Source organism: Globicatella sp. HMSC072A10, assembly GCF_001811625.1.
GTDB classification, from domain to species: Bacteria; Bacillota; Bacilli; order Lactobacillales; family Aerococcaceae; genus Globicatella; species Globicatella sanguinis.
Map to the genome: position 1 here is coordinate 17805 of NZ_KV805821.1, position 12577 is coordinate 30381.

Annotated in this window: 10 protein-coding genes and 1 pseudogene; 2 read left to right on the forward strand and 9 right to left on the reverse strand. The window is 32.9% G+C overall.

Annotated elements, in window-relative coordinates; genetic code table 11:
* Positions 1-295: 295 nt before the first annotated feature.
* Positions 296-1777 carry a flavocytochrome c gene (locus tag HMPREF2811_RS10620; RefSeq protein ID WP_071409298.1) on the reverse strand — a complete coding sequence of 494 codons (1482 nt, stop codon included), beginning with the start codon at positions 1775-1777 and terminating at the stop codon, positions 296-298.
* 369 nt (positions 1778-2146) lie between these two features.
* Between HMPREF2811_RS10620 and HMPREF2811_RS10625 the strand changes: the two genes are divergently transcribed.
* Together HMPREF2811_RS10625 and HMPREF2811_RS10630 are read left to right on the forward strand one after the other, a co-directional pair.
* Positions 2147-3349 (forward strand): AAA family ATPase, encoded by a 1203-nt coding sequence (locus HMPREF2811_RS10625; RefSeq protein WP_071409299.1) that lies wholly within the window; start codon positions 2147-2149, stop codon positions 3347-3349.
* A gap of 15 nt (positions 3350-3364) precedes the next feature.
* On the forward strand, positions 3365-3628 hold the full coding sequence (locus HMPREF2811_RS10630) for a hypothetical protein (RefSeq protein WP_071409300.1): 264 nt from the start codon (positions 3365-3367) through the stop codon (positions 3626-3628).
* A gap of 576 nt (positions 3629-4204) precedes the next feature.
* Here the strand turns inward: HMPREF2811_RS10630 and HMPREF2811_RS10635 are convergent.
* The 8 genes and pseudogenes from HMPREF2811_RS10635 to HMPREF2811_RS10670 form a co-directional block, all read right to left on the reverse strand.
* On the reverse strand, positions 4205-5524 hold the full coding sequence (locus HMPREF2811_RS10635) for a sensor histidine kinase (protein ID WP_071409301.1): 1320 nt from the start codon (positions 5522-5524) through the stop codon (positions 4205-4207).
* The gene (locus HMPREF2811_RS10640; protein WP_071409302.1) at positions 5521-6174 is read right to left on the reverse strand and encodes a response regulator transcription factor; all 654 of its coding nucleotides are present in this window, start codon (positions 6172-6174) and stop codon (positions 5521-5523) included. Before HMPREF2811_RS10640 ends, HMPREF2811_RS10635 begins: the two co-directional genes overlap by 4 nt.
* A 118-nt stretch (positions 6175-6292) precedes the next feature.
* Positions 6293-6544, reverse strand: a pseudogene (locus HMPREF2811_RS10645) (response regulator); the annotation flags it as partial.
* Positions 6545-7104: 560 nt separating this feature from the next.
* A complete protein-coding gene (locus HMPREF2811_RS10650) occupies positions 7105-8469 on the reverse strand; it encodes an ABC transporter permease (protein WP_071409303.1) in 1365 nt (454 codons plus the stop codon).
* Positions 8469-9119, reverse strand: coding sequence for an ABC transporter ATP-binding protein (locus tag HMPREF2811_RS10655; RefSeq protein WP_071409304.1), 651 nt, complete (start codon positions 9117-9119; stop codon positions 8469-8471). Before HMPREF2811_RS10655 ends, HMPREF2811_RS10650 begins: the two co-directional genes overlap by 1 nt.
* Before the next feature lie 9 nt (positions 9120-9128).
* Positions 9129-10412 (reverse strand): ABC transporter permease, encoded by a 1284-nt coding sequence (locus HMPREF2811_RS10660; protein ID WP_084802139.1) that lies wholly within the window; start codon positions 10410-10412, stop codon positions 9129-9131.
* A gap of 30 nt (positions 10413-10442) precedes the next feature.
* Complete coding sequence (locus HMPREF2811_RS10665) at positions 10443-11210, reverse strand: glutaminyl-peptide cyclotransferase (RefSeq protein WP_071409305.1); 768 nt, start codon at positions 11208-11210, stop codon at positions 10443-10445.
* Positions 11211-11220: 10 nt separating this feature from the next.
* Positions 11221-12387 (reverse strand): alpha/beta fold hydrolase, encoded by a 1167-nt coding sequence (locus tag HMPREF2811_RS10670; protein ID WP_071409306.1) that lies wholly within the window; start codon positions 12385-12387, stop codon positions 11221-11223.
* Positions 12388-12577: the final 190 nt, after the last annotated feature.

A 12577-nucleotide genomic window follows, 5' to 3' on the forward strand; every position in this document is an offset into this window, starting at 1 on the left:
ACGAAGCGAAAATCATTTAATTTTCTACTTCTTGCCCACTCCCATACTTATTCATACTATAAGAAAATTAATAGTTTCTGAATGACAAAGTTTCATAAAAAAACAAGATGTCTATTAAGAAATACAATAATGTTATCGGAGTTATAGCAATTCTTTTTAATTAATCATTATTACGATCATAAATTTTTTCCTACTAAATAACATTAGAGAGTACTAGTATTAGCACGCTTCATGCTAAAAAAACGACCACTGAAATTAATCAGTAGTCGTAGAAAGAGGCTTATTCAATGGTCAATTATTGTTTTACATATTCGCTTGCGATGTTACCTGCCTGGCGTCCGAATACGATGATGTCAGCAACTGCGTTACCACCGATACGGTTAGATCCGTGAACTTGACCGGTTACTTCACCAGCACCAAATAATCCTTCAATTGCGGTTCCATCTTCACGTAATACATGAGTTTCAGTGTCGATTTTTAACCCACCCATTGTATGGTGAATTCCTGGTGCAATTTTGATTGCGTAGTATGGCGCATGAAATAAGTCATATTCCATACCTGTTGTTCTTCCAAAGTCTTTATCTTCTTGGTTTTTAACAGCTTCATTCCAAGTGTCTAAAGTAGCTTTTAAGTTTTCAGCAGGAATTTCTAATTTTTCAGCTAATTCTTCAATTGTTTCAGCTTTGGTTACAATTCCTTTTTCTTCGTATTGGTTAATCGCTGTGACAGATTCTTTTAATCTTTGGTCTGCAATGATATAGGCATATTTTTCAGGTAAGGCAATAATGTTTGCGGAAACTTTATCACGAGTTAATAATTCGTCAGTGAAACGTTCACCTTGTTGGTTAACTAAGATACCGCCATCACCACGTACAGATTCGGTTACTAAGTATGAAGTCGATTGTTCAACGGTTGGGTGAATTTGAATTTGATCCATATCCACCACTGCTGCTCCTAATTCTTCAGCCATACGGATACCGTCACCGGTTGCGCCTTCATGGTTGGTCGTCACAAATCCTTCTAATTCTGGTTTGATTTCAGAAACCATTTCTAAGTTACCACCAAAACCACCGGTTGCGATAATCACCGCTTTCGCGTTAATCGTTTTTTCTTCTCCTTCAACCGTTACATTCACACCAGATACTCTACCATCTGTTTCATTAATTTTGGTTACTTCTGAGTTAACAAATAATGGAATTTCTTTTTCGTGAATATTTCTTAATAAACCTTCGACTAAATAACCACCGACAGCTGATCCATCTTCTGGACGGTGGATACGTTTAACTGAAGCACCACCAGAGAAAGTAATGTTGTTTAAAGTAATCCCGATTGAATCTAACCAGTCAATCGCTTCTGCTGAATGATCCACCATATAACGTAATAATTCTGGATCGTTAGTCCCTTTACCACCTTCTAATGTATCCTCATAGAATAAATCATTTGAATCTTCAATTCCTTGTTCTTTTTGGAATTTAGTTTCAGAAGCGTTCATTCCTCCTGAAGATTTAGAAGTATTCCCACCAGCAATCGGCATCTTCTCAAAGATTGCGACATCAGCACCTGCTTCTTGTGCGGTAATTGCTGCTGCCATCCCTCCACCACCAGCACCAATGATTACAATATCATAGGATTCCTTTAAGGTTGCAGGATCTGCATACCATTCTGATGTTTGTGAAGCTCCTGACGTTGTGTCGGCTTCCTCAGCTAATGTTGTTGTAATAGGTGCGCTTAATAACGCTGTTGATATAAGGCCAATCGCCCATTTTCTTAAATTCATTTCTCTTCCTCCAATTGTGAATTTATGAACTTATTCTAACATAATTGAAGGCTTGTTTCAATTGGTTTAAGAAAAAATTATAAGTTTTATTTATAAAGTGCAATAAAAATACATTCGAAAAAGATGCCTTACTTTGTGAAAATCAAACAGTGCTTACCACTACTCTTAAAATTTACAATAAGATTACCCAATTTGTTGCACGTAACTTACCCCTGTTACAAAAAAACTGAGCTAATCTTTTTTGATATTAAGTTTCATATAAGACAAGAACAATCCTAAAACGAACAGATAATTACGTTTTATTGTAATTAATCGTTGTTATTTAGTGGTGATTATGATACCATAGGTATATAAAAAGGAGGAATTCGTATGAAAGTGATTAAAATAGATATTCTCAACCACCCTTTATTCGAAGAGAAAGTGGAAGTAAACTTTTTATTAGATGCAAGAGTGACTACAGATGAAAAACATGAGTTATTAAATTTATTCAATAATTACTATCTAAATTATACTTACACTTTTACCGGTCTGAACGCTTCAGGTAAAACACAATTACTCAATACGATTTCATTCACTTTGAATTTACTGCAAGCACAACCGATCAATTACAGAATTTCATTTTTGCCAACAGATAATATTTTAAATTTAGACTTAGGTCAAACGATTACTTTTGTGATTTATTTTTATGAAAATCTTAATCAAAAACCTACTCTTAACCGTTTAGAAACAACAGTCAGTCGGAAAAGAGATGAATTGGACGGTCAAATCAAGTACATTATTGAGGAAGAATACTTAACTGTTAAAAAAACAACGGGTATTAGAACGAAGAAAGATATATTCAACTTTGAAAAAGGAAGCTATTTAAAAAAACATGAACGTAACAATGAAGATGTCTATCTAGGTCTTAGCCAAGATGTCTCAATGATGAATGTATTTTATAAAAAAAATGACTATCAAAGCCTTTACTTTAAAGACATGGTAAAGTTTACCAATTTTAATTTTTTTAGTGGTTATGATTCTATTCCTGAAGAAATCATAAAATTTCTAGATCCTTCAATCGAAAAAATTAACTTTATCTCAAAACAAGATAGTAATGAGATTGGTGTAGAAATTCATTTTAAAAATCAAGATCGTATAGTTAAATTGAATTCCGTTACGGACATCCATACTGTATTGTCCTCAGGTACAGTAAAAGGGATGAGCTTATTTATGGAAATGCTAGTCGTCCTAGAAAAAGGAGGCGTGTTAATTATCGATGAATTAGAGAATCACTTTAATCGTGAAATTGCCGCAACTTTAATAAAATTCTTTTTAGACAGAAAAGTCAATACTAATGGTGCTATATTGATTTATACCACCCATTATGCTGAATTATTAGATATGCTCGATCGTAATGATGCAATTTTTATTGTAAAAAAACAAGTAAAAATTAATGTCGAAAAACTATCAGCATCATTAAAAAGAAATGATGTTGCTCGCAGTGACCAGTTTATTAAAGGTGTTTTAGAAAATACTGCGCCTGACTATGAAGCGAAGATGAAGCTTACTCACTATTTAAAACGTCATTTTTAAAAGGTAGGTATAGCGATGATAAAAAATGCCATTCTTTGTGAAGGTTCTGCAGAAGAAGCTATTATCGAACTTTTATTAATGAACAATTGCCTTATTATAGAAAATGATGAAAGTTTATTAAATGAAGGTCCGATACGTACTAGAAGTGCTGACCAATTTGTTAATAAGCATTTAGGCTTCAGTTTTAAGGCAACTATTAATGTGTACCGCATAATTGATTCAAAAAATGAAAAATTTAATTTGAGTAAAAAAATCAAAAGATTTTTGAAGGTAAATTAATCATTCATAATATAATTACGAAACCAGAAATAGAAATATTAATCATTATTGCTGAAGGACACTTTGATAATTATTCAAGAAAAAAATCGAAGATAAAGCGAGTGAATATTGTAAAAATATCCTTAAAATGAAAGAAGTTAAATCATATCATTATGTTATGGCTTATTTTAAAAATATAGATAAACTCATAACATCATTAATACAATACGAAAGATATATTGGAAAACATGGCAACGAAGAAACTTTGGTGGATTTATTAAAACCAGAGTATAAATAACCAACTAATCAGTTATTTAGGAAGGTTCGTTTAATAAGGGAGTGGACCAGAAGTAGAAAATCGATTGATTTTCACTTTGTAGGACCACCCCCGCATAGTTTGGAGTAGACCAGAAGTAGAAAATTGAATAATTATCGCTTCGTTGGCCACCCCCGCACAGTTGAGTAGGCCTCAAACAAGTCTTTAAGACGCAGGTTGAGACCACTCAACCACTGCGCTTAAGACGCAGTTTGAAGCCAATCAACCTTAGCGCTTTTAAATAACGAACAATAGTTTGATTAAATTTATCGAGTTTATAGCTAGCCTCTACTCATCAATTTTATTTTAAAGACAAACATTCGCTCATTATTTTCGACTGCATAGTCAATTCCATAATTTTTGAGTAAGGTTTTGATGATATATAAGCCTAAACCATGACTATCTTCTTTATTCAAATCAAATTTTATGTCCATTAACGGTTTTAAATCAACTTCAGAATGTGTCACATTGGCGACACACAACCAGTCGTTTTTGACATCAATTGAGATGACAGTATTCGGTTCTGAATATTTGACCGCATTACTAATTAAATTGGATAAGACCAAATTGAGTGCTTTTTTACCAATTAATAGTTGTTCTGATTGAACGGTACTGTTAAAAGTTAAATGATTGCGCATGGCTAATTCATCATATTTTACTAAGACCATATCTAACACCGACTTAATGGTAATCCATTCCTCATCATCCTTTAAATATTCTAGAGATGAAAAAGTTAAAATTTGTGAAATATTATAAGTTAACTCATTAGTAATATCCAAACATTTATCGATATACAAATCACGATCCTTGTATTTGCCAATATTATATTTCATGTTTTCTAAAATAATTTTCATCCGTGATAAGGGAGTTTTCAGTTCATGCGAAGAACCTCTTAAAAAGTCATACTTCATCTGTTCTAGTTTGATGATTTCTTTATTTTTCACTTCGATGTCATCGATTGAACTTAACAATGACCGGTATAATTCATTAATTTGTAATTTTAATTCTGCGATTTCATCCCCACTATTTACCTTTAAATACGCCTGTCGATCCAGTTGCATCATTTGATCGGTTACATCTTTTATTTCACTTACATTGTGCTTAATCATTTTGGCATAAATAAAGGCAATGATGATCGAGACTGCAATTGAAAATATTAAGCTCAGTGGCAAAAATTTAAAACTGATAGATTTGGCTTCATTTAACATATCAGCTGTTGAGACAAAGTTAATCATCAATTCACTACCGCTATTGGAATGAATGGCCCGTTCTTCGACAATTAATGAGTTGGTATTGCTGTTTAAATTAACATCAATGCCCTCATCTATCGCCAGTTCATTCGTATTCATTCCTTTGTTAATAAAAGCCTTGATATCGTTACTACTTGAGAAAAATTCTAATGACTGAGTAATATAATTTAAATCTTTGCCGTCTAAATGTTCTGCTATTTCATTTGCCTTAACTGTCAATTCATGTTTGCGTGTTTCTAAGTATGATTTTGGAAACATAAAGAAGACTAGAAGGTGAATAATCATAATAAAAAGCACTAGCACCGAAAAGATTTGAATAAACATTTTAGGTAATATTTTTAATTTTTTCATTGTCTCTCCAATTTATAACCAACATTACGCACCGTCACAATGCAATCTAACTGTAATTTCTTGCGCAACTCTTTAATATAGACATCAATCACACGATCAAATGGTATCTCATCCGTATCTTTCCACACATTATCTAATATTTGACTTCGGGTTACTACCCGTCCTTCATTGCTGGATAAATATTTCAAGACTTCCAATTCCTTCGCTTTCAAGTCAATGATTTCACCCTTTAACTTGGCGGTATAATTTAAAAAATTAACCTCTACATCCTTGTAAACAAACTGATCAGTCGTCCCATAATATTTTTTCAAAAGGGTTTCAATACGAACTTTTAATACCGGTAATGAAAATGGCTTTTGAATGTAACCATCCGCAAAATTTGTAAACGCATCGATTTTATAGTCTTCATCACCGAAAGCTGTCAACATAATCACCGGTAAATCTGATTTTTTGCGAATTTCTTTCAAAACATCAATCCCATTAATGATCGGCAACTGAATGTCTAAAATAATCAAATCGATGTCAGCATTAAATTTTGACAGTGCTTCCGCACCATCTTTGGCTTCAATGACCGAATAATTATATTCTTTTAAATATTCACTAACTCCTTCACGAATCATTTGATCGTCTTCAACTATCAATATTTTCATATAATCCTCCATTAATTGTTGTGACATAACTACTTTTTGGTAACAGGTATTCTTAAGCTATCATCACTCAACCCTAATACACTATCTATTAATATTTTAAAGTGGGTATGCGACAGGTATAATCTTCATCGCCAAATGCCGTCAGCATGATGACCGGTAAATCTGACTTTTTGCGAATTTCTTTTAAAACATCAATCCCGTTAATGATAGGTAACTGAATGTCTAAAATAATTAAATTAATTTCAGCATTAAATTTTGACAGTGCTTCGGCACCATCTTTAGCTTCAATGACTGAATAATTATATTCTCTTAAATATTCACTAACCCCTTCACGAATCATTTGATCGTCTTCAACTATCAATATTTTCATATAATCCTCCAATCATTGTTGTGAAATCAATACTCAATTGTAATACGCATTGTCAAGCTATCATCACACATTCCCCAGTACGCTATCTAATAAAAGTTCTAACGTGTCTAAGCGACAAGAATAATTGTCTACTTAAACAATGCAACAATTCTTTCAAACATCTGACTGTCGCTTACTTCTCTTTCCTTATTATATCAAAGGTAGAACAACGTTTGGTAGTCATTCATTTAAAATTTTGATTGAGCATTAGGCTAGAATTTTCTCCTACACATACTACGCTTTTCAACTGTTTAACTTTTTGCCATTAGAAAAACTAAATTTAAATAGTCTCTCCCATTACCCAAACAATTACCGATAACATATGGATTAACTGGTAGCTTCTCACATACAAACAGCCAAACACTGACTGACAGCATAATAGTTAACTAAAACTAGCCTCACATCTTGTCAACAAAATATTGTTTACCTTCTCTACTTTAGGTCTATGTTGCCTACTATATAGAAACATAATAAAGTGGATATTGATAAAATCTTTGTCCTATCCAATATCCACTTAAAATTTATTTAGTATCGATTAATAATTCACGAGGATTTTTTCTTATGGTTTGATATGAAGAAATAAAGAGTGATATGACTAATACTACCATAATGAAACTACCTACTAATAATAATGATTGTAAATCAACATGAATCGAAAGATCAGAAATGGTTTTAGTAAAGCCTTCTGTTTCTGCTCCAGCGCCTAATTGACTTGAAGCCGCTTTTTCTGCGATTTCATTTAAGATATTATTGTTAATTCTATCTAAGATAAGATTACTAATCCGTGTTCCGATTTTATTTGTTAACAAGTAAGCCCCTAACATGGCTGGTACACTAATCAGAATCATCTCCAATAAGTGTTGGCAGAAGATTTGTCCTTTCGTTCTACCGATTGATAACATGATCGCAATTTCTTTTTTACGAGCATTCATCCAAAGGGTTAATAATAAGGTGATAATAATACCCGCAAACACTAATGAACCGATTAATAATTGGTTGGTAATCGCAAAGATTTTCGAAATCGATAATTGTAAAGCTGGGTAATTAGCAGTACTCTTGATTAAATTATATTGTCGCCAATCGATGTCTAACTTCGATAATGTTTTGATGACTTGATCCACGTTGATGTTACCTTTTACGAAAAAGGTTGCATCTTGATAAACAGCGGTATCTTCCGTATAACCATATACTTTAGCTGCGGTATCAATATCCGAGATAATGTTGTTTTCGTATAACTCTTGAGAGGCTACGACACCGCCTTTATTATGGCCATCAAATATCCCTTTGATTTCGACTTCCACTGTTTCGTCAGCTTGTTTGACATTGTCAGCATCATAAAGATTAGATTTTAGTTTGATTTTATCGCCAATCTTTAAATTATTTTTTTGCGCTAAATCTTTATGGATTAACACTTTATTTTTATCTTGATCATTTAAATGACTACCTTCGATTAAATTGAAGGCACCTGAAACGAATTTGGTTTCTTTTTCAGAATTATTGACACCGGTAATCATCACAGCATTTTTAAAGTTTTCTCTTTGGTTTTGTTCTGTATAAGGTGTTTCGATTAGCTCATAATCAACTAAGTCGGCAACACTGTTAATTCGCTTCACAAATGAATCTACGACTTCTGTCTCAGAAATTTTCTTAATGTCTTCGCCTTTCACATTTCCACCACCACGAGGTGTCCCAAAATTGACTTGGCGGTTAATTTCCATTAAGAAACTACTATTAATATTACCAAAGGTCGAACTGACCATTTCATTAGTTGATTGTTTGATGGAAACACTCATTAAACCGATGGAAGCCATTACTAATATGACTAAAAAGATGATGAATGATTTTAAGCTTTTTCTAGTTACATAGGCAATCGCATTTTTAAACATTATTGATCCCCCTTATTCTTAACTGGGACCAATTGTTTGTTTTTCAATTCTAAAACAATATCGGCAGCTTCTGCTACTTCACTACTATGTGTAACGACAATTACGCATTTACCTTTTTGTTTCGCAATATCCTTTAAAATGTCAATAATCTCAGTCGCAGTGTCCTTGTCTAAATTACCTGTTGGTTCGTCTGCTAAAATAATCGGTGCTTTCGATACCAAAGCTCGTGCTACCGCCACTCTTTGTTGTTGACCACCTGACAGTTTTAAAACATTACGGTTAATTTGGCTTTCCTCTAAGCCTAATTCCAATAAACTCTCTTTGGTCGCTTCAGGATTAACTAATTTTAAATTCTCCATCGGACTTAAATAATCGATTAAGTTATAATTTTGGAAGACTAGCGAAATATTATGCTTGCGATGATAACTATAACCATTTTTGGCAATATCTTGATCTTTAAATAATATTTGCCCACTTCTTGGTGTGTCTAGGCCTGCTAATAGAGACAGGAGGGTTGATTTACCAGCACCTGATTTTCCGACAATCGCATAAAACTTGCCAGTCTCAAATGATTGGTTCACTAAAGATAAGACTTGTTCATTGCTTTTTTTATATTGATAAGTAACGTTTTTTAATTCAAGTATTTTCATTGTTAACTCCTAACTAATTTCTGATAAGATGGTCTTCGGTTTTTTTAATAAAATGATCGAACAAGATACAATAACGGCTAAGAGAATAATGACCAGTAATAAGCCATACGCAATACCAAAGTGTGTTAAATTATCACGCATATTCTCAATCGGCAACATTTGATTGCCGATACTTTCATTTGTAATCGAATTAAAAAAGTCGGTTAAGTAAAATTTATTTAGCTGCAGTCCAACGATAAAGGAAACCAACGCCGCTGGTACTGAAACCATCAGTAATTCCAAGATAAACTGTGAAATAATGACTTTTTTACTCATACCGATGGATAAGAAAATGCCTATTTCATAGATCCTTTCTCTTAGCCATAAGATTAGGATTAAGGAAAGAACTGTTAAGCCACCTAAAATCATGGCATTGGTCACAATTTCAATAATTTGTTGCATGCTTTTCAAGGCAGTGAGTGTCTTTTGGAATGCTTTGTCATTTTTTTCGACTTCATATTTAGACCAATCAATTGGTAAATTTTTGATTTTTTCATGAGCTGATTCTAAATTTTCAACTGAATCGGTATGGAGGGTTAGTTTATTCGTGATCGTTTGATCTTTATTGAGTCCCAATTGGTCCTGAGTCGTTTGATAATCGACAAAAAACGTGTTCTCACTAAAATCTGAACTTAATCCCGTATAACTCTCTTGCTTTTTACCTGTGAAAATACCGCTAATAGTATATTCCATCGTTTCATGTACTTTTAAGGTTTCGTTATCGACTAACTGAAAACGAATGGTATCATTCAATTTTAAGCCATTTTTATCGGCAAATTCTTGATGCACGAGTACATTATGCTGACTGTCCGCTTGAATCGGTTGCCCCTCGACGAGGGTAAAGACCCCGCTTGAAAATAACAAGTCACGTTGGGAATCATTGGTTGCTTGAACATCGACCACATTGGATAATTGTTCCGGCATCTCTTCACGGAAAATTTGTTGTTCCCCTTCAATGACTTGGTGATCCACTAATTTAGCCAGACTTTGATATTCAGGATTAATGACCTCTATTTCCTTAATACTCTTTAACTGTTCGAAATCTTTCATCGCAAATGAAGAACTATCATTTTTAGTTATCGATAAAGAGGAGTTTGAAATTTTAAAAACATTATTTTCAATTTGATGACTCGCATTTAGTATGGTTAAACAAGTAAATAAACTTGTTAAAATAAACATCAATATTAGAAAAATTATCAATGTTCGGTGTTTCTTGCGGGTAATATAAGCCCACGCATTCTTTTGTATATTCAAAATATCCCCTCTTTATCATTTATTAACGTTTTAATCTAAAGTTACTTTATAGATATAAGGATATAATTTCCCGGTAATATAAAATTCATTATCCTTAATATGCGCAATGCCATTTAAAGTATCAATACTTGCGATTTGCTCTTCATCCATTGTCTCATCGATAATGGAGCGGACATCATATTGATCGACCACCTTGTCTTCCTTCGGATCAATCTTAACAATTTCATCGCGATAGAGTCGATTCGCATAAATATATCCATTATAGTATTCTAATTCATTTAATTTTGAAGCTGATAATTTACCATTCATAATTTTGACTTTGTCTAATAATTCAAAGGTATTTGGATCGTGTTTATATAAAGTGCTTGATCCATCAGAACGCCATAGTACTTTGTTTTCTGAATCATAACAAAGTCCCCATCCTTCTGTTTCCATTGGGATTTCTTCTAATATTTCAAATGTTTTAGGATCACGTTTAAGAACTAATTTTTCCTTCCAGGTCAATTGCCATAAAAAGTTTTCAGTATGGGTTAAGCCCTCACCAAAATAATTATTTGGCAATAGTTGGGCATCTTCTAATTCCCCAGTTTCTAAGTTAAACTTTCCTATTTTTGATTGTCCTTGTAAACCCGTTCCTAAAATTAATTCATTGTCTTGATTGAGTTCTAATCCTTGAGTAAACAGTGGTGTGTTAACGGGATACTTTTCAAGTAAATTGACTTCACCAGCTAAAGCCTCAGTTGTGTAGACTATATTTGCCATTAACAAGCAAATCAGTACGATAAAACTCTTTTTCATCGATTATCTCCTAGTTATGATTATTGATAAATTCATCAATTAATCGTGCCATTTCTTCATATTGCGTCATATAAATTAAGTGATCCCCTTCTAAAATGTGAGTTTCAACTTCGTCTGGGTTTTCAGATAATAATTTATGTTGCATTTCCCAATCTTCCGTAATTTTATCCATAAATTCACGACGCATTTCGATGTCTTCATAAGAATCTTGAGCTAACAAGTATAATGCTGGGATGCCTGAAGGAATTTTTTCATCTTTGAAATCATTTAAAACTTGATTTGAACGAGCACTCTCATCCACTACATCGGCATTATTTAAGTTTAATTGTGCAATGTATTGATATTGAAGATTCACATCATCGTCGACATCAGGAATCTCAGGTAAATCTGTTGCTTGACCGCTGTCATCAATTGGTGCTTCTTCGTGTTGCATTTCCATAAAGCCATTCATCATAGGGGTACTCGTATCCATACCAATCACACCTAAGACTTCATCTTGATACATTTGTGAATATTTTAAAGCATATAAACCAGATAATGAATGTGCCACTAAATAATATTCTTTAACATCCATTTGTTCTAATGCACTATGTAACTCTTCGGCAATGTTTTCTACTGTACGCTCTTCATTACTTACATCAGATAACCCATAACCAAATGGTTCAACTACTAAAATATGATATTTTTTAGCTAAGGCATCCAATAAGTTTTTATGTGTTAAAGGTTGAGAAGCTTCACCTAAACCTGGCATGAAGACTAATGTTTTAGATTCACCTTTATGTTCCGCACCTAATTCATATACGTTCATTTGTAAATCTTTAACAGTTATCTTAGTACCATAATCTTTGATTAATTTTTTTAATTCTTCTTTATCTGTTGGAATCGGATCTTTTTCTTCTACATGTTCTTCTTTCGTCGTCACAGACGGTTCTGTTGTTTCTTCCATACCGCCTTCCATGTTCTCTTCCATCGTTTCTTCCATACTGCCTTCCATCGTTTCTTCCATGTTTTCGTCCATGGTAGTATCAGATGAATCTGACTCATTCATTTCGTCCATTTCCTCTGTCATTTCAGTATTATCCATTTCTTCTGCATTCACAGGATATAGTGGAAGTGCCACTAAATTACTACTTAATAATGATGCAATTAATAATTTTGTTTTAATGCTTTTTTTCATATAAAACATCCTTTCATATTTGATAGCTTAACTTTAACACAACTATATAAAATGAATATGAAATGAATTTTGGAAAATAAAAAAATTTTTTAACTGTTTAACTGGCATAAATTTCTTAAATATTAATGTAACTATCGAAAAGTTGTAGCGTCTTCATATTTTGGCTCTATACTTTTTGGTGTGGATTTAT

Excerpts from the sequence above, each read along its gene's own strand:
- HMPREF2811_RS10625 (WP_071409299.1), top strand. The coding sequence starts at position 2,147 with ATGAAAGTGATTAAAATAGATATTCTCAACCACCCTTTATTCGAAGAG.
- HMPREF2811_RS10640 (WP_071409302.1), bottom strand. The coding sequence starts at position 6,174 with ATGAAAATATTGATAGTTGAAGACGATCAAATGATTCGTGAAGGAGTT.
- HMPREF2811_RS10670 (WP_071409306.1), bottom strand. The coding sequence starts at position 12,387 with ATGAAAAAAAGCATTAAAACAAAATTATTAATTGCATCATTATTAAGT.
- HMPREF2811_RS10620 (WP_071409298.1), bottom strand. The coding sequence starts at position 1,777 with ATGAATTTAAGAAAATGGGCGATTGGCCTTATATCAACAGCGTTATTA.
- HMPREF2811_RS10630 (WP_071409300.1), top strand. The coding sequence starts at position 3,365 with ATGATAAAAAATGCCATTCTTTGTGAAGGTTCTGCAGAAGAAGCTATT.
- HMPREF2811_RS10635 (WP_071409301.1), bottom strand. The coding sequence starts at position 5,524 with ATGAAAAAATTAAAAATATTACCTAAAATGTTTATTCAAATCTTTTCG.
- HMPREF2811_RS10665 (WP_071409305.1), bottom strand. The coding sequence starts at position 11,210 with ATGAAAAAGAGTTTTATCGTACTGATTTGCTTGTTAATGGCAAATATA.
- HMPREF2811_RS10655 (WP_071409304.1), bottom strand. The coding sequence starts at position 9,119 with ATGAAAATACTTGAATTAAAAAACGTTACTTATCAATATAAAAAAAGC.
- HMPREF2811_RS10650 (WP_071409303.1), bottom strand. The coding sequence starts at position 8,469 with ATGTTTAAAAATGCGATTGCCTATGTAACTAGAAAAAGCTTAAAATCA.